Source organism: Roseateles sp. NT4 (genome assembly GCF_051857475.1).
Lineage (GTDB): Bacteria > Pseudomonadota > Gammaproteobacteria > Burkholderiales > Burkholderiaceae_C > Pelomonas.
Genome location: NZ_JBPZGZ010000002.1, coordinates 905,715 through 929,358, shown reverse-complemented (window position 1 = coordinate 929,358; position 23,644 = coordinate 905,715). Strand labels below are relative to the sequence as shown.

At 69.6% G+C, this 23,644-nt stretch carries 28 protein-coding genes; 12 read left to right on the top strand and 16 right to left on the bottom strand.

Annotated elements, in window-relative coordinates; translation table 11 throughout:
* Window positions 1-18: 18 nt before the first annotated feature.
* The gene (locus ACS5PN_RS14005; protein ID WP_439464577.1) at window positions 19-570 is read right to left on the bottom strand and encodes a DUF4303 domain-containing protein; all 552 of its coding nucleotides are present in this window, start codon (window positions 568-570) and stop codon (window positions 19-21) included.
* Between the two features lie 118 nt (window positions 571-688).
* Between ACS5PN_RS14005 and ACS5PN_RS14000 the strand changes: the two genes are divergently transcribed.
* Together ACS5PN_RS14000 and ACS5PN_RS13995 are read left to right on the top strand one after the other, a co-directional pair.
* The gene (locus ACS5PN_RS14000) at window positions 689-1,390 is read left to right on the top strand and encodes a response regulator transcription factor (protein WP_439464576.1); all 702 of its coding nucleotides are present in this window, start codon (window positions 689-691) and stop codon (window positions 1,388-1,390) included.
* The gene (locus ACS5PN_RS13995) at window positions 1,387-3,456 is read left to right on the top strand and encodes a sensor histidine kinase (protein WP_439464575.1); all 2,070 of its coding nucleotides are present in this window, start codon (window positions 1,387-1,389) and stop codon (window positions 3,454-3,456) included. The genes ACS5PN_RS14000 and ACS5PN_RS13995 overlap by 4 nt, the downstream gene beginning before the upstream one ends.
* Here the strand turns inward: ACS5PN_RS13995 and ACS5PN_RS13990 are convergent.
* Window positions 3,453-3,782 (bottom strand): hypothetical protein, encoded by a 330-nt coding sequence (locus ACS5PN_RS13990; RefSeq protein ID WP_439464574.1) that lies wholly within the window; start codon window positions 3,780-3,782, stop codon window positions 3,453-3,455. The two genes, ACS5PN_RS13995 and ACS5PN_RS13990, sit on opposite strands and share 4 nt — an antisense overlap.
* A gap of 95 nt (window positions 3,783-3,877) precedes the next feature.
* On the opposite strand from ACS5PN_RS13990, the gene ACS5PN_RS13985 reads away from it, so the two are divergent.
* From ACS5PN_RS13985 to ACS5PN_RS13960, 6 genes are all read left to right on the top strand, one after another.
* Window positions 3,878-4,261: a cupin gene (locus ACS5PN_RS13985; RefSeq protein WP_439464573.1), complete on the top strand. Its 384-nt coding sequence runs from the start codon at window positions 3,878-3,880 to the stop codon at window positions 4,259-4,261.
* Between the two features lie 171 nt (window positions 4,262-4,432).
* Complete coding sequence (locus ACS5PN_RS13980) at window positions 4,433-4,813, top strand: RidA family protein (RefSeq protein WP_439464572.1); 381 nt, start codon at window positions 4,433-4,435, stop codon at window positions 4,811-4,813.
* A 7-nt stretch (window positions 4,814-4,820) separates the two neighbouring features.
* Window positions 4,821-5,180, top strand: a complete 360-nt coding sequence (locus ACS5PN_RS13975; protein ID WP_439464571.1) for a YkgJ family cysteine cluster protein — start codon at window positions 4,821-4,823, stop codon at window positions 5,178-5,180.
* A complete protein-coding gene (locus ACS5PN_RS13970) occupies window positions 5,177-6,316 on the top strand; it encodes an MBL fold metallo-hydrolase (protein WP_439464570.1) in 1,140 nt (379 codons plus the stop codon). Before ACS5PN_RS13975 ends, ACS5PN_RS13970 begins: the two co-directional genes overlap by 4 nt.
* An 8-nt stretch (window positions 6,317-6,324) precedes the next feature.
* Complete coding sequence (locus ACS5PN_RS13965) at window positions 6,325-7,194, top strand: LysR substrate-binding domain-containing protein (protein WP_439464569.1); 870 nt, start codon at window positions 6,325-6,327, stop codon at window positions 7,192-7,194.
* 92 nt (window positions 7,195-7,286) lie between these two features.
* Window positions 7,287-7,796, top strand: a complete 510-nt coding sequence (locus ACS5PN_RS13960; protein ID WP_439464568.1) for a hypothetical protein — start codon at window positions 7,287-7,289, stop codon at window positions 7,794-7,796.
* On the opposite strand, the gene ACS5PN_RS13955 is transcribed toward ACS5PN_RS13960, so the two are convergent.
* The 3 genes from ACS5PN_RS13955 to ACS5PN_RS13945 are packed head-to-tail and all read right to left on the bottom strand — an operon-like array spanning window position 7,793 to window position 11,751.
* Window positions 7,793-8,149, bottom strand: a complete 357-nt coding sequence (locus ACS5PN_RS13955; protein WP_439464567.1) for a hypothetical protein — start codon at window positions 8,147-8,149, stop codon at window positions 7,793-7,795. The two genes, ACS5PN_RS13960 and ACS5PN_RS13955, sit on opposite strands and share 4 nt — an antisense overlap.
* Window positions 8,150-8,209: 60 nt before the next feature.
* Window positions 8,210-10,156: an alkyl/aryl-sulfatase gene (locus ACS5PN_RS13950; RefSeq protein WP_439464566.1), complete on the bottom strand. Its 1,947-nt coding sequence runs from the start codon at window positions 10,154-10,156 to the stop codon at window positions 8,210-8,212.
* Window positions 10,153-11,751 carry a GMC family oxidoreductase gene (locus ACS5PN_RS13945; protein ID WP_439464565.1) on the bottom strand — a complete coding sequence of 533 codons (1,599 nt, stop codon included), beginning with the start codon at window positions 11,749-11,751 and terminating at the stop codon, window positions 10,153-10,155. The genes ACS5PN_RS13950 and ACS5PN_RS13945 overlap by 4 nt, the downstream gene beginning before the upstream one ends.
* 100 nt (window positions 11,752-11,851) lie before the next feature.
* On the opposite strand from ACS5PN_RS13945, the gene ACS5PN_RS13940 reads away from it, so the two are divergent.
* Window positions 11,852-12,754, top strand: coding sequence for a LysR family transcriptional regulator (locus tag ACS5PN_RS13940; protein WP_439465568.1), 903 nt, complete (start codon window positions 11,852-11,854; stop codon window positions 12,752-12,754).
* On the opposite strand, the gene ACS5PN_RS13935 is transcribed toward ACS5PN_RS13940, so the two are convergent.
* Genes ACS5PN_RS13935 through ACS5PN_RS13925 form a run of 3 tightly spaced genes read right to left on the bottom strand, consistent with a single transcriptional unit; the run spans window position 12,726 to window position 14,799 of the window.
* Window positions 12,726-13,076, bottom strand: a complete 351-nt coding sequence (locus ACS5PN_RS13935; protein ID WP_439464564.1) for a cupin domain-containing protein — start codon at window positions 13,074-13,076, stop codon at window positions 12,726-12,728. The two genes, ACS5PN_RS13940 and ACS5PN_RS13935, sit on opposite strands and share 29 nt — an antisense overlap.
* A 13-nt stretch (window positions 13,077-13,089) precedes the next feature.
* On the bottom strand, window positions 13,090-13,845 hold the full coding sequence (locus ACS5PN_RS13930; protein ID WP_439464563.1) for a YybH family protein: 756 nt from the start codon (window positions 13,843-13,845) through the stop codon (window positions 13,090-13,092).
* Window positions 13,846-13,905: 60 nt separating this feature from the next.
* On the bottom strand, window positions 13,906-14,799 hold the full coding sequence (locus tag ACS5PN_RS13925) for a LysR substrate-binding domain-containing protein (protein WP_439464562.1): 894 nt from the start codon (window positions 14,797-14,799) through the stop codon (window positions 13,906-13,908).
* 139 nt (window positions 14,800-14,938) lie between these two features.
* Here ACS5PN_RS13925 and ACS5PN_RS13920 point away from each other — a divergent pair, with 139 nt between their 5' ends.
* Both ACS5PN_RS13920 and ACS5PN_RS13915 read left to right on the top strand, forming a co-directional pair.
* The gene (locus ACS5PN_RS13920) at window positions 14,939-15,694 is read left to right on the top strand and encodes an SDR family oxidoreductase (RefSeq protein ID WP_439464561.1); all 756 of its coding nucleotides are present in this window, start codon (window positions 14,939-14,941) and stop codon (window positions 15,692-15,694) included.
* A gap of 11 nt (window positions 15,695-15,705) precedes the next feature.
* Window positions 15,706-16,602 (top strand): SDR family NAD(P)-dependent oxidoreductase, encoded by an 897-nt coding sequence (locus tag ACS5PN_RS13915; RefSeq protein ID WP_439464560.1) that lies wholly within the window; start codon window positions 15,706-15,708, stop codon window positions 16,600-16,602.
* Here ACS5PN_RS13915 and ACS5PN_RS13910 read toward each other — a convergent pair whose 3' ends face one another.
* Complete coding sequence (locus ACS5PN_RS13910) at window positions 16,603-17,565, bottom strand: LysR family transcriptional regulator (RefSeq protein WP_439464559.1); 963 nt, start codon at window positions 17,563-17,565, stop codon at window positions 16,603-16,605.
* A gap of 117 nt (window positions 17,566-17,682) precedes the next feature.
* Here ACS5PN_RS13910 and ACS5PN_RS13905 point away from each other — a divergent pair, with 117 nt between their 5' ends.
* A complete protein-coding gene (locus ACS5PN_RS13905) occupies window positions 17,683-18,534 on the top strand; it encodes an oxidoreductase (RefSeq protein ID WP_439464558.1) in 852 nt (283 codons plus the stop codon).
* Window positions 18,535-18,540: 6 nt separating this feature from the next.
* Here ACS5PN_RS13905 and arsC read toward each other — a convergent pair whose 3' ends face one another.
* The 7 genes from arsC to ACS5PN_RS13870 form a co-directional block, all read right to left on the bottom strand.
* A complete protein-coding gene (gene arsC / locus ACS5PN_RS13900) occupies window positions 18,541-18,963 on the bottom strand; it encodes an arsenate reductase (glutaredoxin) (RefSeq protein ID WP_439464557.1) in 423 nt (140 codons plus the stop codon).
* Window positions 18,960-19,490, bottom strand: coding sequence for an arsinothricin resistance N-acetyltransferase ArsN1 family B (locus ACS5PN_RS13895; protein ID WP_439464556.1), 531 nt, complete (start codon window positions 19,488-19,490; stop codon window positions 18,960-18,962). Before ACS5PN_RS13895 ends, arsC begins: the two co-directional genes overlap by 4 nt.
* 127 nt (window positions 19,491-19,617) lie before the next feature.
* A complete protein-coding gene (gene arsN2 / locus ACS5PN_RS13890) occupies window positions 19,618-21,498 on the bottom strand; it encodes an arsenic resistance N-acetyltransferase ArsN2 (RefSeq protein WP_439464555.1) in 1,881 nt (626 codons plus the stop codon).
* Window positions 21,489-21,986 (bottom strand): MarR family winged helix-turn-helix transcriptional regulator, encoded by a 498-nt coding sequence (locus ACS5PN_RS13885; RefSeq protein ID WP_439464554.1) that lies wholly within the window; start codon window positions 21,984-21,986, stop codon window positions 21,489-21,491. The genes arsN2 and ACS5PN_RS13885 overlap by 10 nt, the downstream gene beginning before the upstream one ends.
* Before the next feature lie 111 nt (window positions 21,987-22,097).
* On the bottom strand, window positions 22,098-22,763 hold the full coding sequence (locus ACS5PN_RS13880) for an aquaporin (protein ID WP_439464553.1): 666 nt from the start codon (window positions 22,761-22,763) through the stop codon (window positions 22,098-22,100).
* Window positions 22,760-23,263, bottom strand: coding sequence for an arsenate reductase ArsC (locus tag ACS5PN_RS13875; protein WP_439464552.1), 504 nt, complete (start codon window positions 23,261-23,263; stop codon window positions 22,760-22,762). Before ACS5PN_RS13875 ends, ACS5PN_RS13880 begins: the two co-directional genes overlap by 4 nt.
* A gap of 5 nt (window positions 23,264-23,268) precedes the next feature.
* Window positions 23,269-23,592 (bottom strand): ArsR/SmtB family transcription factor, encoded by a 324-nt coding sequence (locus tag ACS5PN_RS13870; RefSeq protein WP_439464551.1) that lies wholly within the window; start codon window positions 23,590-23,592, stop codon window positions 23,269-23,271.
* Between the last annotated feature and the right edge of the window lie 52 nt (window positions 23,593-23,644).

Sequence of the window (23,644 nt, the reverse complement as noted above, 5' to 3'; positions counted from 1 at the left end):
TCACGCCCATCGGACGCTTCACGCCTCAGCCGCCTCCTCCATCCAGGCCTGCAAGACCGGCGACCCTGCAGGATTGAGGCGCCGGACGCGGCCGGCATTGGTGGGATCGGGAGGCATCACTTCCACGGCAATGAGGATGCCGTCCCGCTCATCGCCGCGCCCGAACAGCCCTTCTTCATCCAGCTGTTTCATCGCCATCTCCATCGCATCGAGGCGAAGCTGATGCTCCGCCTCCCACGCCGCCCAGGCCATCTCGTGCGTCATGCGGGGCCGCAGCTCGAAGAGGCGGATCACCTCCAAGAAGCAATGCTGGCCATAGCCGCAATAGGGCGAGTCGGCGTACGACCACTTGAGCAGGTCAACTTCGCCTGGGGCGCCTGCCTTGGCTGACAAGGCCTCGGATGACCAAGCGGCCAGGGTCGGCGGCAGGGCTTCGCCCGTCGTGACGAGGGTGAGGTAGTAGAAGGTTTCCGGATGCTCCGTGAACAGCTGTTCCACGGCCCGGCGCGTGGCCGCGGCCAGGGCCTGGACGAGGGCCTGCTGTGTGGGCTGCGATGGATGCTCGGCCATGCCGCGATGCGGGGCGTATTGGGGTCGACGGCCAGTCTGACATCCTTTGGGAGGGTCGCCGACACAGCCGGAAGAATCCTTCCAGGGCCGAACCCCCGGCGCTCCGGATAATCCCGTCATGCCCCGCATCGCCGTCATCGAAGACGACCCCACCACCAGCGAGCAGCTGGCCGGCTGGATTCGCAACGCCCGCCCCGAGCTGACGGTCGACCAATGGTTCGACCGCGACGCCGCTGAAGCCGCGCTGCTGCGCGAGCGCTATGACCTCGTCGTGCTGGACATCGAGCTGGGCCGCGAGCGCAATGCCGGCGTGGCCCTGATCAACGAGATCAACAAGCAGGGCCTGGGCACGCCGGTGCTGGTGGTGTCGGCCATGCCGGCCGCCATCTACCGCAGCATCATGAAGGCGCTGGACGCCTGGGACTATCTGCAAAAGACGACCTTCGATGAGGCCGAGTTCATCGAGACCTTCCTCGACATCCTGCGCACCGCGCGGCTGCGCGAGCCGGCGCCAAAAACGGCCGCCAAGGTCGGCGACGAGAGCCTGCAGCTCGACCCGCTGAAGCAGCGCACGCCGATGTGGCGCGGCCAGCGCATCAACCTGCCGCTGACCGCCCAGCGCATCCTCGCCACGCTGCACGAGCGCACCGGCGAGGTGGTCAGCTACGAGGAGCTGTTCGACGTCGTCAAGAGCGGCCGCAACCGCGACAACGTGCGCAAGCATGTGGCCACCATCCGCGACGCCTTCCGCGACGTCGACCCAGCCTTTGACGGCATCGAGAACATCCCGATGCGGGGCTTTCGCTGGACGGGTGGATGAAGCTCGGCCGGGTTGATTTCCCGCTGCCCGACATGCCGCGCTTGGGGCTGGCGGCGTTTCGCAACCGCATCGTCTTCCACCTCGTCTTCGTCGCCCTGGCCCTGGCCACGCTGGCCCTGGCCCTGGCCCTGCTGAACGAGGAGAGGCAGCGCAACGCCCAGCGCTACGAGCAGACCTTCGCCAAATCCCTGGCCGAGATCGTGGCGCAGCTGCGCCACCCCTCGGGCCAGCTCGCGCTGATGAATCCGGAGCCGGCGCAGGTGGATGCCGGCTGGGTCGCGCCGCTGGTGCTGCCGTTCGCGGCCATCGACTTCGACGATGCGACCAAGGCCCAGCGTGCCGTCGACATGGCCGGTTGCGCCCTGCAGTACCCCGGCGGCGCCAGCCTGTGCACCGCGGTGGGCAGCAATGCCTATGCGGGCGGCTTCGTCTACCTCGTAGCCGGCCTGGACGCGCCGCCGCTGGTGTCGCGTGCACGCGGCACGCTGGAGCTGGCCGATGTGCACCGCGTGAGCATCAGCCTGATGCGCGATGGCGTCGTGCAGCATTGGCTGGCTCCCGTCGAGATGCTGGACGCGCAGCGCGGCCAGCTGCCCGGCTTCACGGTCAGCGAGGCTGGCAACACGACGACGCTGCCTTACAAGGCCCGCCCGCAGCGCGACTTCCGCGGCTGGGTCTGGCGCGAGGGCCCCTGCCTCAGCACGGCGGAGCCCTGCCCGCGCCGCACGACGGTGTCCATCCGCCTGCCGGTGGAAGCGTTTCGCGAAGCACTGTTCCGGCCCGGCGGTCCGCAGTGGCCGCCCGCGGACCTGTCCCGTACCGGCCTGAGCCTGGCCCTGCTCGGCCCCGGTGGTGCAACGCTGTTCGACAGCGCCGCCTCCATTGGTCAGCCGCCGCTGACGCTGGCGCGGCTGTCCGGCACGCTGGCGCCGGGAGAAACGCTGCAGATCAAGCGCGGCAACAACCTGGTCGCGCTGCTGCAAGGCGCAGAGGAGGCCGGCGCGCCACCCTCGCCCTGGCTGACGACCCTGATCCAGCACCTGCCGGCGCCGGCCATGCCGCACACCCTGCAGGCCAGAGACACGGTGACGACGCCGGCCGGCCGTTTCGACATCACGCTGACGGGCGACCTGCAAGGCCTGGACCGGTCCTTGAGCGCCAGCGCCGCCCGGCTGGCCTGGCCGGTGGGCGCCATGCTGGCATCAATTGCGCTGGCCTGGCTCATCATCGAGATGGGCCTGATCCGCCGTGTGGCCTCGCTGACCCAACGCGCCGCCGCGCTGTCGCACCAGCTGCAGCGCCCCGACGAGAAGCGCTTCGAGCTCGGCACCCTGGACGTGGCCGACCTGCGCGGCCGCGACGAGCTGGGCATCCTGGCCGGCAGCCTGTCCGACCTGCTGCAGCACGCCCGCGACAGCCTGCGCCGCGAGCAGCTGCGCGCCGAACGCGAGCACGACCAGTGGCATGCAGTGGGCCACGAGATCATGTCGCCACTGCAGTCGCTGATGCTGCTGCACGCCGGCGATTCCGACCCCAGCCGGCGCTATGTGCAGCGCATGCAGCAGGCCGTCAAGGTGCTCTACGGCCAGGCGTCACCCAGCGAGGCCCTGGCCGCCGCGACACTGGCCGTGGGCCGGCTGGATGTGGATGCCTTCCTGCGCCAGGTGGCCGAGAACGCGGCCTATGCCGGCATTGCCGATGTCGCCTACACGCCCGGCGAGCCGGTCTGGGCCCAGGCCGACGAGTACCCGCTGGAAGACGCCATCACCCATGTGCTGACCAATGCCGACCGCTACCGCGTGGCCGGCACACCCGTCACGCTGGCCCTGCGTGTCGAAGGCGAACTGGCCCTCGTCGACATCCACAACCAGGGCCCTCACATCGCCGACGAGCAGCTGACACGCATCTTCGACTACGGCGTCAGCGATGCCGAGCCCGAGGACGGCGTGAGGCGCGGCCAGGGCCTGTTCGTCGCCAAGACCTATCTGGCCAAGATGGGCGGCAGCATCGCGGCACGCAATGTCGAGGACGGCGTCGTCTTCGAGATCGGGCTGCGGCGCTCCTAGTTCGGCTTCTTCCTCATCCGGTCCAGCAGCCCGCGCGTCGCCAGCTCCGACGTCAACGACATCTCCAGCGGCGCGCGCACCAGGCCGGCATGGCCGTACTGCAGGTTTTCGTAGACCTCGGCCGCGGCGGGGAAGTGGTCGAGCAGGCCGGCCAACGACTCGTGGCCCTGGTGCTCACGCAGCTCGGCGCCGAGTTTCTGCACCAGGAGCTGGTATTGGTGGGGATCGGCCGCATGGCCCTGGCCTTCAAGCGCCTGCAGCAACTGGGCCAGGCGCACGAGGGACAGCAGTTCGGCGGGGACGGCAAGCTTGATGACGGAAGGCATGTGTCCCAGATGCCGCCGCCGGCCGGCATTTCAAGCGGCGCGGTTGCGGCATGTTGCACACCGGCCCCGCACAATCAGCGCCAGGAGACCTGCCGATGAAGTTCCTGCCCGACGAAACCTATGCCCTGCTCGACGCCACCGGCGCCATCCGCCAGGAAGCCGGCGGCCGCGAGTTCTGGTCACAGCCCCAGGAGGCCCTGGACGCCCTCGGCAAGGACTGGCTGGTGTCGGAGTTCGTCTGCGACGCCGACTGGGGCAGTTGGGAGATGCACCCCCACGGCGAGGAGTTCGTCTACCTGCTGGACGGCGACATCCAGTTCCTGATGGAGACGGCCGACGGCGCCCTGACCTCGCAGCGCATCACCGACCGCGGCGCCGTCGTCGTGCCGCGCGGCGTCTGGCACACGGTCAAGGTGTACCGGCCCAGCCGCATGTTCTTCATCACCATGGGCGCCGGTACGCGCCATCAGCCGGCATGAAATGATGCCCCTCGCCCAGTCTCGCCTCGCTGAACGCGGACGAGCCTGGTCGGTCCCCCGAGGAGACGGCGATGCTTGCGGCGTTGAGCCGCAAGCACATCGCCCAAGCGGGCCGGCTCGGGAGCGGCCCAGCGCTCGGCCCGAAAGATGGCAACTCAAAGAGGAGATGGCATGCCCCGCGACATCGTCTACACCCCCAAGGCTGCCAAGCCGCCGCCGGTCTACAGCCAGGCCGTCAAGGCCGCGGGCCTGGTCTTCGTGTCCGGCACGGCGCCGACCGATCCCGAGACCGGCCAGTTCGTCGGCACCACGGTGCAGGAGCAGACCCGCCAGTGCCTGACCAACATCACCGCCATCCTGGAGGCGGCCGGCAGCTCTCTGGACAAAATCGTCAGCGTGACCATCGTGCTGGCCGACGAGGACGACTTCGCCGGCATGAACGAGGAGTACCTGCGCTGGTTCCCGTCCAACCCGCCGGCCCGCCAGGGTGCCAAGCTGCCGGCGCGCATCCCGGGGCTCAAGGTGTCCGTCGCGGCGATTGCGGAGGCCTGAGCGCGGCATGGCCGACGAATTCGACTGCCAGCGCTGCGGCGCCTGCTGCGCCGTGTTCCGCGTCTCCTTCTACTGGGCCGAGGCCGACGACGCGCCCGGCGGCACGGTGCCGGTGGCGTTGACGCGCCAGGTCAGCCCCCAGCACCGCTGCATGGCCGGCACTGAGACGCAGCCGGTCCGTTGCGTCGCGCTGCAGGGCGAAGTCGGGCGGTCGGTGGGTTGCAGCATCTACGCCCAGCGCTCCAGCACCTGTCGCAGCGTCGAGCCCGGCGACGCCCAATGTCGGAAGGCCCGCGCCGCCCACGGCCTTGAAAGCCCGCGCCGCGCCGCCATCTCGGCAGATTCGCCCCAACCTCAGCTGCCATGAAGTCACTCGGCAAACGCGCCACCGGCCCTCGTCTTGAACGCATGCGGGCCTCGCCGCGCTACCGGGTCACCGACTCGGGCGAGGGCTTCCACAACGTCCACCCCATCCAGCCGGGGCTGCGCGACCGCACCGAGAGGCCGTCCCTGGGCGACTTCCTCTGCTCCGAAGGCCGCCGCACGCCCGCCGGCCCCCTGCCCGCGCACAACCCGCTGGACGCCTGGCTCAAGCCCACCGACACCGGCCTGCGCGCCACCTGGCTGGGCCACTCGACGGTGATGATCGAGATCGACGGCTTTCGGGTGCTGACCGACCCGGTCTGGGGCAAGCGCGCCTCACCTTCGCAGCTGGCCGGCCCCAAGCGCTTCCAGCCCGTGCCGCTGGCGCTGAAGGCCTTGCCCCCACTCGATGCCGTCGTCATCTCCCACGACCACTACGACCACCTCGACATGGCCACGGTCAAGGAGCTGGTCAAGCTGCAGGCCGTGCCCTTCATCACCTCGCTCGGCGTCGGCGCCCACCTCGAAGCCTGGGGCATCCCCGCCGAGCGCATCGTCGAGCTGGACTGGTGGGAGCACTGGCAGGCACCCAAGGGCGAGCTGCGCATCCACACCGCACCGTCTCAACACTTCTCGGGCCGCTCCCTGACCGATCGCAACGCCACGCTGTGGTCGTCCATCGTCATCGAGACGCCGAAGCACCGCGTCTTCTTCAGCGGCGACACCGGCCTGACGACCGAGTACGCGGCCATCCGCGAGCACTTCGGCCCCTTCGACCTCGTCATGCTCGAGGTGGGCGCCTTCCACCCCTCCTGGGGCGACATCCATCTCGGCCCGGAGAACGCGCTGAAGGCCTACCAGCTGCTGGGCGGCGGCGCCTTCCTGCCGGTGCACTGGGGCACCTTCTCGCTGGCCCTGCACGACTGGGACCAGCCGGCCGAGACCCTGCTGGAACTCGGCCCCAAGCAGGGCGCCCAATTGCTGATGCCGCGCCTGGGCGAGGCCGTGGAGCCGGCCAAGGGCGAACCGGCCCAGCCCTGGTGGCGCGAGGCCGAGGCGCCCGGCCACAAGGTCTTGAAGCCGGCCGAGCCCGACGACCCGAGCAAGATGCCCAAGGCCATGCCCTGGCCTCTCGATTGACGCCACGGATGATCCTCGACCTGGCCGCCTTGCGCACCCTGGTGCTGGCCGTCGACCTCGGCGGCTTCAGCAAGGCGGCCGAGCGCCTGCACCGCACGCCCGCGGCCATCAGCCTGCAGATGCGCACGCTGGAGGAGAGGCTGGGTCAGCAGCTCTTCCGCAAGGTGGGCCGGCAACAGTTGCCCACCGAGGCGGGCGAACGCCTGGCCGCCTATGCGCGGCGTATGCTGCAGCTCAACGACGAAGCCCTGCTGGCCCTGCAGGCCGGTGAACTGGTCGGCGAGGTGCGCTTCGGCATGCCCCAGGACTTCGCCGACGGCTGGCTGCCCGACACGCTGGCGCGCTTTTCCGCCAGCCAACGTTCGGTGAGGCTGGACGTGTCGGTCTGCGGCAGCGGCGCCGTCAACGCGGGCGTGACCGCCTGCACGCTGGACCTGGGCCTGGCCTTTGGCGATGGGCCGGCCGACGCGCCCGACGCCATCGGCCAATGGCCCATCGAATGGTTTGGCGCGCCCACGTTGGCAGTGCGCGCTGGCGAACCCGTGCCGCTGCTGCTGTTCGAATCACCCTGCGTCTTCCGCCGCCTGGCCCTGGACGCGCTGCAGCGCGAAAGCCGCGCCTGGCAGGTCGCCTTGACCAGCACCAGCGTCTCCGCGCTGTGGGCCGCGGCCCGCGCCGGCCTGGGCGTGCTGCCGCGCGCGGGCCTGCACCGGCCGGCCGGTGTGCAGGCCGTCGGTCCGGCCCTGGGCCTGCCGCCGCTGCCGGCGGTGACGGTGTCGCTGCGCCACCAGTCCGAGGAGCATCGCCCGGCCGTGACGGCCCTGGCCGGCATCGTGCGCGACGACGTGCGCTCTCGGCTGGACGCGGCCAACACTTGAGCAACGCTTAAGCATCCGGCGAAAAACTCTCGCTTGTTGTGGGGCCGGCGCCTTCCTAGAGTGGGCCACCTCCCTCCACCCACGCCACCGAGATGCGCCCCACCCTGACCTCCGGCATTGCCACCCTGCTGCTGGCCTGTGCGGGCCTCGCCGCCGCCCAGACCATGACGCCCGTCACCGACCCCCAGGACCCTGAGAACCAGCGCATCAACGCGGTGCTGCAGGCCTACACCCGCTGCGTGAGCCAGGGCGACCGCGCCGGCTTCGAGCGCCTGCTGCTGGACACGTCCATTCCCTTCATGGGCCTGCGGGGCTCGCTGCCGGCCGACTTCGCGCCAGGGCTGCCCGCCGTGCAGGCCTATGCAGGCTTCCGGCAGTCGGTGTTCGAGAGCGGTCGCAAATACGCGCAGCGCTTCTACGACATCCACATCGAACGCGACGGCGACCTGGCCCAGGCGTCGCTGAAGTTCGAGACCCGCCTGGTCGAGCAGGGCGGTGGCGGCCAGGGCTGGAAGATCCTGCACCTGCTCAAGGTGCGCGGCGACTGGAAGATCGCCAGCGAGTTCTACACGGTGGACAACCTGCCCAACGACAAGTCCTAGTTCGCCGGGGCGCTGCTGCCGCTGCCCTCGATCTTGTCGGCCGTCTTGCGCACGGCATTGCTCGTCGCGTCGGCGCCCTTCTTGACGCCGCTGGCGGCGGCATCCACACCCTTGGACACGCCGCGGGCCGTCGCATTGGCGCCCTTCTCGATGCCCCGCGCCGTCGCCTTGGCACCGCGCTCGATGCCGCTGGCCGCCGCGTGAACGCCGCGCGCCACACCGCTGGCGGCGGCCTGGGCACCGCGCGACACGGCCCCTTCGATCTTGTCGAGGGTGGAAGGCGGCTCATCGGCCGCGAAGGCGGAGGCGGCAATCAGCAGGCCGGCGATCAAAAGCAGGGGCTTGTGCTTCACGGGTCATGCGTCCTTGGAAAGAAGCGCCCGATTTTGCCCGCACCGCCGGCCCCGCGCGTGTCAACGCGTGACGATGGGGAAGGTGCCCGAGGCCTTGTCGATCAGGCCCAGGAAGCGCGCCAGGTCGATCTTGCTGCCGGTCACCTGGATGTCGTCCGAGGTCAGCATGTCCTTGGCGCCGGCGGTGCCGGCCATCATGCGTACGAAGAAGCCCTGGGTCAGCGTCAGCGTCGCATTCGCATCGGCGGCCGGTTCAGCGCGGCGGTGATGGAGGACGGCGTTCTCGATCCACAGCACATAGCTCTCCTTCGTGTCGGTCAACACCAGATTGATCTTGAAGTTCTTGCCCTCGGCGGCCGGGCCGTTGAGGCCGGCGGCCATGGCCTCCAGGAAGCGCTCGATGGGCGTCTGGGCCAGCATGTCGACAAAGGCGGCGCGATTGATGCCTTGCTGGGGCGAGCCACCACGCAGCTCGGCAGCCGCCGTCAGATAGCTGTTGCGCCAGGTGCTGGCCTCGGCAACATAGCCCAGCTGGTCGTAGGTGCGGGCCAGCAGCTCGCGCGCAGCCTTGTGGCCGCCGTCGGCGAACACGACCTGGTTGAGCAGCTCGGCGGCCCAGCGGTAGTCGCCTTTGTCGAAGGCCTGCTGGGCCACGGCCACAGCCTTGTCCGCGCCGCCGGCCAGCTCGACATAGCGCCTGGCCATCTCCACCGGCGGCAGCGGGTCGAGATGGGCCGGGTTGCCGTCGTAGGCGCCCAGGTAGAACTGGTAGACGGCCTTCACGTTGTGGCGCAGGTCGCCGTAATAGCCGCGCGTGCCGAAGTAGCTCTGCAGCGATGGGGGCAGCTTGACCTGATCGGCGATCTCAGCCGGCGTCAGGCCGGCGTTGATGAGGCGCACTGTCTGGTCGTGGGTGTATTTGTAGACGTCGCGATGCTGGGTGATGAACTCGGCGATGCGCTGATGGCCCCAGATCGGCCAGTTGTGCTGGCCGACATAGACCTCGGCATCGCCCAGCTGGTCCAGCGCATCCTGCATGTAGCCGGCCCAACGCAGCGCGTCGCGCACCTTGGCACCGCGCACCGGCAGCAGGTTGTGCATGGTCTGGGCCAGGTTCTCGGCACCGCCATAGACCTTTAGCGCGGGAATCGAGAACGTCATCTCGGCCGGCGCCTCGGCGCCGGGCACGTTGTGGAAGACGATGCGTACGCCGTCCAGCACGCGCTCCTCGGTGGGTTGGGTGATGAGGTCGGTCGGCGCCAGCACGCCGAAGGTCCCGTAGCCCACGCCCTTGCCCAGGCCGGTGTCCACCAGGCCATGAGCCGAGCGCTCCAGGTTCTTGCCGAACTGGTAGGCCGAGCGCCGGCCCATGGCCGTGCCCACCAGCACGTTCTCGCTGGTGGCCTCTTCCATGAAGCCATTGGAGGCGATGACCGGCACGCCGGCCTTGACCTGCTCGGGCGTCAGCACGCCCAGGGCGCCGCCGAAGTGGTCGACATGGCTGTGCGAGAACAGCAGGGCCGTGACCGGCTTGTTGCCGAGGTGCTGGCGCGCGAAGGCCAGGGCCGCGGCAGCGGTCTCGCGGCAGGTCAGGGCGTCGACGACGATCCAGCCGGTCTTGCCCTCGATCAGCGTCATGTTGCCGATGTCGAAGCCGCGCAATTGGTAGACACCGTCGACGACCTTGAACAGGCCGATCCGGGCATTCAGCTTGGCGTGGCGCCACAGGCTGGGGTTGACGGTGGGCGGTGCGTCGCCGTCGACAAAGTTGAAGGCGTCGAAGTCGGTGATGACGCTGCCATCGGCGGCCAGGATCTTGCCGCTGGGGCGGGCGATGAAGCCGCGCCTGGCGTCTTCGAAGTCCTGCTGATCAGACAGCGGCAGGCTCTTGGCGAAAGCCGCGTTGGCCTGCACCGTCGTGGCGCTGGCATCGCCGGACGGCGCTGCGGTTTCGCGGCTGCAGCCGGCCAGGGCCAGCAGGGCGACAAGGGCAAGCGTCGTCTTCATGATCTGTTGTCTCCTCGGATCATGTCGGCGGCCTTCTCGCCGATCATGAGGGTGGGTGCATTGGTGTTGCCGCCGATCAGCGTCGGCATGATGGAAGCGTCGACGACACGCAGCCCGCCCACGCCGTGGACGCGCAGTCGCTCGTCGACGACGGCCATGGCGTCGCGGCCCATCTTGCAGGTGCCCACCGGGTGGTACTGCGTGTCGGCACGCGCTCGAATGTCTGCAGCGAGGCCGGCTTCGTCGTCGGCCCGCACCGGGTAGAGCATTTCGCCGCGGAGGCCGTCAAAGGGCTTGGATTCGATGAGGCGCTGCTGCATCTGCGCGCCCTTCACGAGCAGGGCCAGGTCGCGCTCGTCGCTGAGGAAACGCGGGTCGATGCGCGGCGCGGCCAGCGGGTCAGGGCTGGCCAGCTCGACGCTGCCGCGGCTGTAGGGCCTCAGCACGTCGACATGGCAGGAGATGCCATGGCCCCAGTGCAGCTTGCGGGCATGGTCGTCAACGATGCCCATGACGAAGACCAGTTGCAGGTCGGGCACGGCCACGTCGGGCGATGAGCGCATGAAGGCGCCGGACTCGGCAATGCTGCTGGTCAACAGGCCGGCGCGCTGGCGCCGCCATTCACCGATGGCACGGGCCAGGCGCACGCCACCGCGCAGCGAGACGCCGAAAGTGGGTGTGTTGGCTGCGCAGCGCCAGGTCTGCACGTAATCGATGTGGTCCTGCAGGTTCTGGCCGACGCCGGGCAGGTCGCGCTGCACATCAATGCCCATGCTTTGCAGATGAGCGCCGGGGCCGATGCCGGACAGCATCAACAGCTGTGGCGAGCCGAAGGCGCCGGCGCTGACGATGACTTCGCGGCGGGCGCGCACGAGTCGGGTCACGCCACCGACGCGGTAGTCCACGCCCACGGCACGGCCGTTGGCCAGGCGCAGCTTGGCGGCCTGGGCGCGTGTGATGACCTGCAGATTGGGCCGCCCGAGGTTGGGCGTCAGATAGGCCTTGGCCGCGCTGCAGCGCTCGCCATTGACCTGGGTGACCTGGTAGACGAAGGCACCATGCTGCTCAACGCCGTTGTAGTCCGGCGTGTGCGGCAGGCCCTGCAGAGCCGCGGCCGCCAGGAAGGCCTGGTTGATGGGGCTGGGGCTGCGCGGCAGCGTCACGTTCAGCGGCCCGCCGCGGCCATGCAGCGGGTCGTCGCCGAATTGCTCGTTGTTCTCGGAGCGACGGAAGTAGGGCAGCACCTCTTCATGGCTCCAGCCGATATTGCCGAGACTTGCCCAATGGTCGTAGTCCCAGCGATGGCCACGCACATAGAGCATGGCGTTGATGGAACTGCTGCCGCCCAGGGTCTTGCCGCGGGGCTGGTAGCCGCGGCGGCCGTTCAGTCCGGGCTGGGGCACGGTCTCGAAGGCGTAGTTGTTGATGCGCGTCGGCACCATGGCAACGACGCCGGCTGGCGCGTGGATGAGGACGCTGCTGTCCGGCCCGCCGTTCTCCAACAGGCAGACAGACACGGCCGGGTCCTCGCTCAGCCGCGCGGCCAGCACGCAGCCGGCCGAGCCGGCGCCCACGATGACGTAATCGAACTCCACCTGATCTGCCCCTCGCTTTGCGTTGCGGGGCCGAAGGATGGAAGGTGGCGGCCCTGACGTCCAACGCATAATTGGCCGGCATTCATTGCGTTTCTTGCATATGAACCTGCGCCAGCTCTCCCATCTCATCGCCCTCGCCGACGAAGGCCGCTTCGTCGCGGCGGCAGAGCGCGTGCACCTGAGCCAGGCCGCCTTCAGCCGCAGCATCCAGGCCTTGGAAGAGGACTGGGGCCTGCGCCTCTTCGAGCGCGGGCCGCTGGGCGCCGTGCTGACGCCGGCCGGCCGCACCCTGGTGGAGAGGGCGCGCCGCCTGGTCTTCGACGCCGACTGCCTGGAGCGCGACGCCGCCCTGCTGCGCGGCGGCCTGCTCGGCGAACTGGCTTTTGGCGCGGGGCCGGTACCGGCTGCGGTTCTGGTGCCACCGCTGCTGGCCGAGCTCAGGCGCCAGGCGCCGCAGATCGTCGCCCGCGTGCGCTACGGCAATGTGCCCAGCCTGCTGACCCTGCTGACCGACGAGGCCATCGAGTTCTTCATCGCAGACCCGCGCATGCTCGGCGACAACAGCCGCGTGGAGATCGCGCCGGTCTCGCGCATCCGCGGCAGCGTCTATGCGCGCGCCGGCCATCCGCTGCTGGGCGCGTCGCGCGTGACGGCCGCCGACCTGACGCACTACGGCCTGGGCCTGGTGTCGGTGTCAGCGCAATTGCAGGCCTATGTCGCCCAGGGCCTGGGCTTTGCCAGCCCGGCTGACCTGCCCGTCGTCGTCGAATGCGACGACCTCACCACGCTCGCACGCCTCGCCGCCGACGGCGACCTGCTCGCCGCCCTGCCGCGCGGCCTGCCCCTCATCGACAGCCTGGGCCTGCAGCCCATCAAGGGGCTGAAGACGCTCGGCGAGCTGTATGTGGACGCCCACGCCGTCTGGCTGCGCGGCCGCACGCTGGCCCCGGCCGCCGAGACGGCCCTGAGCCTGGTCAGGGCAATGGCGGGTTCGGGTAGCTGACGATGAGGGCCAGCGGCTCCTCGCCGAGCTGGCGGATGCCAACGACGGCGCCGTTATAGAGATAAGCCGCCATGCCCGCCGTCATGCGCTGCGTCTCGCCGTCCGACGTGACTTCGCCTTCGCCGGACAGCACGTAGTACACCTCGTCATGCGCCAGCGCATGCAGACCGATGGCCGCGCCGGGATGCAGCACGCGCTTGCGAAACTCCATGGCGCGCGGTTGGGGTGCCGCGTCGCTGATGCGATAGGCCGTGGACATGCCGATGGCGCCGTGAGGCGGGGGTTCTTCGACGCGAGTGGCGGATTCGTGGATGACGAGCATGGCCGCAGGATTCTCAGCGGACGGCCTTGACGCGTTGCGCCGCCGTCTCCATGCCCCAGGTGAGCAGCGTGAGCTTGCGTCGATCCCTGTCGTCAAAGCGCAGCTCGAACGGCCGCTCCAGCGCGTAGTAATGCGTCGGCGAGGCCGGCACAAAGGTCAGCCGCAGGGATTGGCCTTCCAGCGTGCCGATCAGCCGCCCGCCTTCGGCGCTAAGCCGCAATTGCATCGCCTGCGGCAAGGCCAGCGCCCACAAGCCCTGTCGAGACTTCACAGCGCTGTCAGCCAGGCGGACCGCCGTGAAGGGCAAACCACCATCACCGGTCACCGGCGTTGCGGTCTCGGCAACCAGCCGCCATTGACCGTCGTCCTCGCGCGCCCACAGCGCCGTCCATCGCGTGCTGCCCTGGCGCGGCAGGCCGCCGAAATAGGTGAAGCTGGCGCGCTCCAGGCCGCTCAGCAGCACGACGCTGTCGGAGACGCGCAGGGCCTCTTCCTCCAGCGTCTCCGACGCCACTTGGCGAAGCTGGTCGTTGCTGCGCCGCGCGGCCAGCTTTTCGGCCGTGACGCGGCGACCGCCCACGTCGGTGTAGACGTAGTGTCTGGACAGGCCTTTGAGATAGCTGTCCATGTCGCCGCGGCCATGCGCCGCGGACAGCTCGGCGTCGCGGGCTTTCACCTCGGCGATCAACGGGTCCACCGCCTGGGCGGCCGAGGGGGCTGCCTGGCTCAGCAGAAGGGCAAGGACCACCAGGATGCGAGAGATCAGCATGGGATGCTCCCTTGCCGGATGAGCGCCGGCTCCACGCATCCTAGTAGTTCGTCCGCCGCTTCAACTCGCGCTGGCCATCCTCTCCGCCAGCCAGTCCACAAACACCCTCACCCGCGACGACAGCTGGCGGGCGTGCGGGTAGAGCACATAGACCGGCATGGGCGCCGGCTGCCAGTCGGCGAACACCTCGACCAGCTCGCCGCTCGCCAGCTCACCCTCGAAGTTGTAGCGCGGCGCCTGGATGAAGCCGAGACCCGCCAGGCAGCAGGCGCCATAAGCCGAGGCGCTGCTGACGGTCACGGGACCGGGCAGGGTCAGGCTGTGCGCTTCGCCGTCGACGACGAAGTCGAAGGGCAGAACGCGGCCGCTGCTGCCGATGTAGTTGACGGCCTGGTGGGTCGCGAAGTCCTCCAGCGTGCGCGGCGTGCCGCGGTGAGCCAGGTAGTCGCGGCTGGCGCAGGTGACCTGGCGCAGCTGGGCCACCCGCCGACCCACCATCGAGGAGTCCTTGGGCTCGCCCGAGCGCAGCACGCAGTCCACGCCCTCGCGCACCAGGTCGACAAAGCGGTCGCCCAGGCCGATCTCCAGCTCCACGTCGGGATAGCGGGCGTGGAAGTCGCCCAGATAGGGCAGCACGAAGCGCTGGGCCTGGTTGCCCTGCATGTCCACGCGCAGCTTGCCGCGCGGCTTGAGCTGGCTGCTGCGGAACAGATCCTCGGCCTCGCCCACGTCCTGCAGGATCTGCTGGCAGCGCAGGTGGTAGGCCTGGCCGTCCAGCGTCGGGCTGACATGGCGCGTCGTGCGGTTGAGCAGGCGCACGCCCAGGCGGGCCTCCAGCTGCTGCAGGGCCAGGCTGACCGAGGCGCGCGGCAGCTGCAACTCATCCGCCGCCTTGGTGAAGCTGCCCAGGTCGACGATGCGCACGAAAAGGCGCATCGCATCGAGTCGATCCATCGCCGTTTTGTCCCAATTGTTTAGACGGATTGGATTGTGATGTCTTGTTCGTCTGATTTATCCGAACAAGCCCGAACAATACATTGAACTCACAGGGCCGCCAGCGGTTCTGCCTCCCAACCAACGACTGGAGCACCCCGTGAGCAACACCACTTCTTCCTCTTCCCCCGTCGCCATCGTCACCGGCGCCTCGCGCGGCATCGGCGCCGCCATCGCGCAGCGCCTGGCCGCTGATGGCCACGCCGTCGTCGTCAACTACGCCGGCAATGCCGTCGAAGCGCAGAAGGTCGTCGACGCCATCCAGGCCAAGGGCGGCCGCGCCATCGCCGTGCAGGCCAACGTGGCCGACGCCGGCGCCGCCAAGCTGCTGTTCGACGCCGCCACCGAGGCCTTCGGCGGCGTGGACATCCTCGTCAACAACGCCGGCGCCATGGCCAACGAGCTGCCGCACCTCGCCGACACCGACGACGCGACCTTCGACCGCCTCTTTGACATCAATGTGAAGGGCAGCTTCCTTGCCATGCGCGAGGCCGCCAAGCGCTTGCGCCACGGCGGCCGCATCATCAATTTCTCGACCAGCGTCATCGGCCTGGCCCTGCCCGGCTACGCCGTCTACGCCGCCACCAAGAGCGCCATCGAGACCATGACCAACATCCTGGCCAAGGAGCTGCGCGGCAAGAACATCACCGTCAACGCCGTGGCCCCCGGCCCGACGGCAACGGCCCTGTTCCTGAACGGCAAGACGCCCGAGCAGGTCGAGCGCCTGGCCAAGATGGCGCCGCTGGAGCGCCTGGGCCAGCCCGAGGACATCGCAGCCATCGTCGGCGTGCTGGCCGGCCCGCAGGCAGGCTGGGTCAATGGCCAGACCGTGCGCGTCAACGGCGGCATCGTCTGAAGGAGAGCGACATGGCCAACAAGCAAATCATCCTTGTCACCGGCGCCTCCAGCGGCATCGGCCGCCTCAGCGCCTGGGCCCTGGCCGCCGCTGGCCACACCGTCTACGCCAGCATGCGCGGCGTGAGCACCCGGAACGCCGCCAAGGCGCGCGAGCTGCGCGACTGGAGCTTCGCCCGCGGCCTGGACCTGCGCGTTGTCGAGCTGGATGTGCTGTCTCAGGCCAGCGCCGACGCCGCCGTGGCGGCCATCCTGGCCGAGCAGGGCCGCCTGGACGTCGTGCTGCACAACGCCGGCCATCTCGTCGTCGGGCCCACCGAGGCCTACACGCCGGAGGAGATCACGGCCGTCTTCGACACCAATGTGCTGGGCACCCAGCGCGTCAACCGCGCGGCATTGCCCGTGCTGCGCGAGCAGCAGCGCGGCCTGCTGCTGTGGATCGGCAGCACGACCACGCGTGGCGGCTTCCCGCCCTTTCTCGGCCCCTATGCAGCGGCCAAGGCGGCGATGGACTCGCTGGCCGTCACGATGAGTGCCGAACTGGCCCGCTTCAACATCGAGACCAGCATCGTCGTGCCCGGCGCCTTCACCAGCGGCACCGACCACTTCGCCAACGCCGGCGCGCCGGCCGACGACGCCCGATCTGCAGCCTATGCGCGCTATGCCGGCCTGATGGACCAGGTGGGCACGCGGCTGAACACGCTGATGCCGCCCGAGGCCGACCCGCAGGCCGTCGCCGACGAGGTCGTGCGCATCGTCGGCCTGCCGCATGGCCAACGCCCCTTCCGCTCGGTCGTCGACTTCATCGACGACGGCGCAGCGGCGGTGACCGCGGTGGCCGAGCGGGTGCGCGAAGAGTTTGCCGAGCGCATCGGCATCGCCGACCTGCTCAAGCCCGCCCTGGGCTGATCAGCGCCGCGGCTTGCGCTTGGCCGCAACCGCGGCCAGCTCCTGCGGGCTGACCACAAAGGCCGTGTTGCCCACCACGCGCTCCACGGCCAGGTCGATGAAGGCCCGCACCCGCGCCGGCTGGGCCACGCGGCTGCCGTAGTAGAGGTAGAGGCCGAGGTGGGCGCAGACATGGTCGGTCAGCAGCGGCACCAACTGGCCGTTGCGGATCAGCGGCGCGGCCGTCGCGCCGACGAGCTGGCCGATGCAGTGGCCGGCGACGACGGCATTGGCCTCCAGCTCGACGTCATTGGTCATGAAGATGGAGGCCACGTCGCGCCCGACGATCTCGCCGTTCACCAAAAACTCCCAGGGCATGGCCTTGCCCGTGCTGGGGTGGCGAAAGCCGCTGCAGCGGTGCTGGTCCAGCTCGTCGATGCTGCGCGGTGAGCCATGCCTGGCGATATAGGCGGGCGCGGCGCAGACGATGAGCTGCAAGGGCATCAGGTGGCGCGCAATCAGGCCTTCGCCCGGCGGCGTGCCGGCCCGAAAGCCCACGTCGACGCGGTCGGCCACCCAATCGCCGATGCGGTCATCCAGCTGCACATCGGGCTCGACCTCGGGGTGGCGGGCGCAAAACTCCTCCAGCACCGGCCACAGCACCGGCAGCATCAGCGAGCGGGTGGCCGTGATGCGCAGTGGCCCGGCGATGACGTCGCGGCCCTGGCGTGCGCCGTGCAATGCGCGCTGCAAGGCCTGCAGGCCGGGCGCGGCAGCGCTCAGGAAGCGTTCGCCTTCTTCCGTAAGGCTGAGGCGGCGCGTCGTGCGGTGGAAGAGGCGCACGCCGAGATGGGCCTCCAGCTGCGTCAGCGCCTGGCTGGCCGCCTGCGGCGTGATGCCCTGGGCCACCGCGGCCTGGCGCAGGCTGCCCAGCTCGGCGGCCTTGGTGAAGGTGGTGATGGCGCGCAGCTCGTTGAAAGCCATTGTCACGAATCCATTGCGAATCAATGAAGAGATTCTGGGCTAGTTGGATGGCAATCCAAACCCTAGATTTCGCTCCATCGGCCGACACCTCAACCACCCCGAACCCTGGAGCCCTTCATGAACACCCCCACCACCTTCAAGCGCGTCTGGATGATCACCGGCGCCTCGCGCGGCATTGGCGCTCGCATCACCGAAGCCGCCCTGGCCCATGGCGACGCCGTCGTCGCGACGGCCCGTGACGCGGCCGTCATCGAGAAGCGCTTCGGTGCCCAGCCCGGCCTGCTGGCCGTGGCCCTGGACGTCACCGACGAGGCTCAGGCCGCCCAGGCCACGGCCACCGCGCTGGCCCGCTTCGGCCGCATCGACGTCCTCGTCAACAACGCCGGTTATGGCCTGCTCGGCGCCGTCGAGGAAGCCAGCGCCGACGAGGTGCGCCGGCTGTACGACACCAATGTCTTCGGCCTGCTCAACGTGACCCGCGCCGTGCTGCCGCAGATGCGTGAGCGCCGCAGCGGCCATGTCATCAACATTTCTTCGCTGGGCGGCGTGCGCTCGGCGGCCGGCTTCGGCGTCTACTGCTCGACCAAATTCGCCGTCGAGGGCATCACCGAAGCCCTGCATGCCGAGCTGGCACCGCTGGGCATCCATGCCACCGTCGTCGAGCCGGGCTACTTCCGCACCGAGTTCCTCGAAGGACAGTCCCTGGTCACGTCGCCGCGCGAGCTGGCGGACTACGCCGCCACGGCCGGTGCCGTGCGCGAGCGCGCCAAGCAGATCAGCCTGAACCAGCCCGGCGACCCCGTGCGCCTGGCGCAAGCCATGCTGGCCCTGGTGGACGCCCAGAACCCGCCGCTGCGCCTGCCCATGGGCACGGACACGCTGCAGGCCATTGCCGACAAACACGCCTTTGTCGAAGCCGAGACGGCCGCATGGCGTGGGCTGGCAGCGTCGACGGACTACCCGGCCTGATCGAACTCAGCCGCGGCGCTTGCCGCTGTCGTGCACGACCTCGCCGTCTTCCTTGGTGAAGGGCGGCAGCGGGCCGACCGGCAGCAGCTCCAGCACCGCCTCGGATGGCCGGCACAGCGCCGTGCCCAGGGGCGTCACGACGATGGGGCGGTTCAGCAGCACCGGATGCTGCTGGATCGCATCCAGCAGCGCGTCGTCGCTCAGCGCTGGGTCGGCAAGTCCCAGCTCGGTGAAGGCCGTTTCCTTCTCGCGCAGCAGGGCGCGCAGCGGCTGGCCGGCGGCGATGGCCAGTGCGCGAATCTCGTCGCGACTGGGCAGGGCGCTCATGTACTCGACGATGCGCGGCTCCAGGCCGGCATGGCGGATCAGCGCCAGCACATTGCGCGACGTGCCGCACTTGGGGTTGTGGAAGATGGTGATGTCGGTCATGGCTTGAAGGCGAGCAGTTCGCCGGGCGTATCGAGGGGCCGCAGGCTCTTCTGCCACCAGCCAACGTCACGCCAGCGGCCGTGCTTGTACCCCACGTTGCGATAGACGCCGATGGCCTCGAAGCCCATGGCTTCGTGCAGGCCCACGCTGCCGGCGTTGGGCAGGGCCACGCCGGCAAAGGCGTGGCAATAGCCCAGCTCGCCGAGCAGCGGCAGCAGCCGGCCGTAGAGGGCCCGCCCCACACCCTGACCACGCGCGTCCTCGTGCACATAGACCGTCGTGTCCACCGACCACTGGTAGGCGGCGCGCTCCTTGTGCTTGCTGGCATAGGCATAGCCGCGCACGGCGCCGGTGGCGTCCTGCGCGACCAGCCAGGGCAGCGAAGCCAGCGTCTTCGCCATGCGCTGGCGCATCTCCGCGGCATCTGGCGGCTCGGTTTCGAAAGAGATGGCGGTGTGCTGCACGATGGGGCCGTAGATGGCGGCGACGGCAGCGGCGTCATCGAGGGTGGCGGTGCGGATCTTCATGCCGGGTCTTTCATCAATGGGCCGGGCACGCGGCCAGCAGCAGGCCGAACAGCCAGGGTGTCAGCCCCTGCCAGCGTCTGAGCGGTGCCCAGCGTGGCGACAACGCGGGTGCGCCTGGCTGCCATCGTCAGCCGCAGCAGCGCGACGCCGGTGCGGCCGCGATCTCGGGCGCCGGCTTGGGTGCGCAACTGCTCGGGCCGCAGCCGCGCTTGGGCGTCGACGTAGCGATGGGCGCGCTCGGGGCAGCCGCATCGGCCACCGGACCACAGCAGCCGCTGGCCGCACCGGCCGGCGTCAAATTGACCGAGCAGACGCCCGTCTCGGGCAGCTGCAGCTCCACGCGGTCCGCCGCGGCAAGGTCGCCCGCGAGGGCCGCAACCACCGAGCGCGCCTGCTCGAAGCCGGTGGCCATCAGGAAGGTCGGCGCGCGGCCATAACTCTTCACGCCAACGGTGTAGAAGCCCGGTTCCGGATGCGCCAGCTCGCGATGGCCATGCGGGCGCACGGTGCCGCAGCTGTGCAGATTGGGGTCGATCAGCGGGCCGAGGGCCTCGGTGGACTCCAGCCAGGGGTCGAGCTTCAGGCGCAGCTCGCTGCCGAGCGAAAGGTCGGGCCGCTGGCCGGTGGCGCAGACGATCTCGTCAACGCCCTCCACGACGACGGGCTGCTGCTTCGCATCGATACCCTGCACGCGCAGCGAGTCGCCCAGGCGCTCGATGCGCGTGATGCGCAGGCCGCTGAAGAACTCCAGCGCGCCGCCGTCGCGCAGCCGGCGCAGCGAGGAACCCAGGGCACCGCGCGCCGGCAGCGCATCGGCATCACCGCCACCGAAGACCCGCTGCAGGGCCGGTGAGCGCACCGCCCAGGCCAGGCGCGTGCCGGGCGACTGGCGGGCCAGCTCCGCCAGGGCCAGCAGGGCATTGGCGGCGGAATGGCCGGCCCCCACCACCAGCGTGCGCTTGCCTTCATAGCGACCCCGCAGCGGACCGGCGACGTCGGGGATGCCGTAGAAGATGCGATCGGCAGCCTCGGCCTCGCCGATGGCGGGCAGGCCGTTGGCGCCGACGGGGTTGGGCTGGCCCCAGGTGCCCGTCGCGTCGACGACGGCGCTGGCGTGCAGCTCCTGGGCCTGGCCGGCCTGCTCGAAGCGCACGACGAAGGCGGCCTGGTCGCGGCCGGCGCTCTTGACCTTGTCGAAGCCCTCGCGGCTGACGGCCGTGACGCGCGCCCCCAGCTTCAGGCCGGCCGCCACCGCGGGCAGGGCGGCAAAGGGCCGCAGCACGCGGTCCAGCACTTCGCCGGCCAGCGGCAGTTCGGCGGCTGGCGGCGGTGCCCAGCCCGTGGGCGCCAGCAAGCGGGCCATCGCAGGGTCCACATTGAACTGCCAGGGCGAGAACAGCTGCACATGGCCGTAGTCGCGCAGATGGGCGCCCACCTCGGCGCCGGACTCCAGCACGACGAAGGGCAGGCCGCGTTCGATCAGCTGGGCCACGGCAGCCAGGCCGACCGGGCCGGCGCCCAGCACGGCCACGGGCAAGGTCGTGTCGGCGACGGGGGCCTCCTGCAGCGCCAGCGTCATCAGCGCCGCGCAGGCCGGGCAGGCGCCCTGGAACTCGGCCGAGGCCTTCAGCGCGGCCGGCACGTCCTCGATCTTCATGCGCTTGAAACCGTACTGCGCGAAGTACTCAGGCGCCGTCACGGTCAGCAGATACAGCGCCGCGATGCCGCGCGCTCGCGCCTCCCGCAGCAACCGCTCGACGAGCAGGCGGCCGACGCCCTGCTTCTGCAGTCCGGGCGCGATGGCGACGGAGCGCAGCAGCGCGACGTGGCCATAGACCTCGGCACCGGCGCAGCCGACGACCTCGCCATGGCTGGTCGCCAGCAGATAGGTGGGCAGATGGGCCTGGGCGCCCTCAGTGGGCAGCTTGTTGGCCAGCAGCAGGGCCTGGACGGCGGGCCAGTCCGACGCGCCGGCCTGACGCAGGGAGATGGAGGTGTTCAGCAACATGATTTGGAATCCGGGGTGGGCTCCCTCAAGGCCTCGGTCGAAGGCGGCAGGCAGCAGGTGGCGGCCGGGTCTTCGCGCAAGGCCTTCAGGAGGGTCAGCAAGGAGGTCTCGACGGCGTCGCGCTGGTGCGGGCTCAGCGAAGCGAGCAGCGCTTCGGCGTGGTCATCGAGGGTCTGATTCAGGGCTTGCACCGTGCGCTCGCCGTCGGCGGTGAGCGTGACGAGCCAGCTCCTTGCGTCTTGCGGGTTCGGCTCCTTGGTCACCCAACCACGGGCTGCCATGGCCTCCACCGCACGCGACACCCAGCTCTTCTCCAGGCTGACCCGCGTGCCCAGCTCGGACAGCGGCAGCGGCCCGGAGCGGCCCAGCTCGGTGAGCAGATGACACTGGGTGCTGGTGGTGCGGCAGCAGTCGGCCACGACGCGCTGGGCGCGGGTGTACAGGCGCGCAACCTCGCGCAACAGGCTGCCGGGGGCGGATTCGCTCATTTGGATGTGAATAGCAACTACCTGGGCTCATGGTGAGCGAGGGGAATGTGGTTGTCAATAGCAACTATCTGGGTTGAAGCAGCGGGGCCGCGGCCCCGTGCTATCGGTATTTCAGGACGGCAGCGAAGCGGCTGCGGGTATGGACAGCCAGCGGTTCACCAGCACGGCCAGCGCCGCGCCCGCCAGTTCCGCAAGCACGAAGCCCGGCGCGCTGGCCGGAGAGATGCCGGCAAAGCTGTCGCTGAACATGCGGCCGAACACGGCGGCCGGGTTGGCAAAAGACGTCGACGCCGTGAACCAGTAGGCCGCGCCGATATAGGCCGCCACCATCGCCGAGGCCCGCCCCGCGGGCGCACGCAGGATGACGAGCAGCAGGCCGAAGCTGGCCACGCCCTCGGCGATCCATTGGCCGTTACCGGTCCGCGTCTTGGTGGAGAACTGCAGCAGCGTCATGTCAAACATGGCATGCACCAGCCAGGCCCCCAGCATGGCGCCGACGAGCTGCACCGCGACATAGGGCAGCAACGCGCCCGCCGGCAGTTCGCCACGCCAGGCCATGACGGCACTGACGGCGGGGTTGAAGTGGGCACCGCTGATGGGGCCGAAGACCTCGATGAGGACATAGAGGCCGCCAACCGTCGCCATCGTGTTGGCCAGCAGCGCGAGGGCGACATTGCCGCCCGACAGGCGCTCAGCCATGACGCCGGAGCCGATGACGACGGCCAGCAGCAGGGCTGTGCCAAGCGCTTCAGCAAGGAGTTGGCGGGGCAGGCTCATGTGCGGGCGATGCCTTCGAGGGCCTGCTGCAGCTCGACCTTGCTCAGGCTTTCGAGGGGCAATTGCAGCAGCTGCAGCAGGCGATAGCCGATGGCCTGGCGCGTCAGCTCGAAGGCGCGGCGCTTGCCCTCGTCGCCGCCTTCGGCGTTGGACGGGTCGGGGTAGCCCCAGTGCACCTTCACCGGCTGCCCCCGGCCGCCGAAGAAGACCGGGCATTGCTCGGCCGCCGCGCTGTCGCAGACGGTGATGACGATGGACAGCGGCGGAGCACCGTCCTGGCTGAACCGGTCCCAGCTCTTGCTGAAATAGCCGCTGGCATCCACACCGGCGTTCTGCAGCGCCTCGACGGCAAAAGGGTTGATGCGCCCGCTGGGTGCGCTGCCGGCGCTGTGGGCTCGCACGTCCTTGCCGAGCTTGCCGGCCCAGTGGTTGAGCATGCCCTCGCCGAGAACGCTGCGGGCGGAGTTGTGGGTGCAGAGGATGAGGACGTGGGTGGTCATGGCACTCAACAGCAGGTGTTGCCCTTGGCCGGAACAGCGCAACTCGCGCCCTGGCAGCAGTTCTCGGTCAGATAGCCCAGCACGCCGTTCATGCGCTCATAGGCGGCGCGGTAGATGAGGTTGCGGCTGGAACGCTCCTGGGTCACCAGGCCGGCATTGACCAGCTCCTTCAAGTGGAAGGAAAGGGTGTTGGCCGGCATGCCCAGGGCCTCGGCCATGGTGCCGGGCGTCAGCCCCGCCTCACCGGTGACGACCAGGGCGCGGAAGACCTTGAGGCGCACCGGCTGCGCCAGCGCGGCCAGGGCCTTGATGACATCTTGTTCATCCATATTTCCAGAATACTCGAATTATTGAACGGCAGCAAGTCAGGTGAAAGATCGG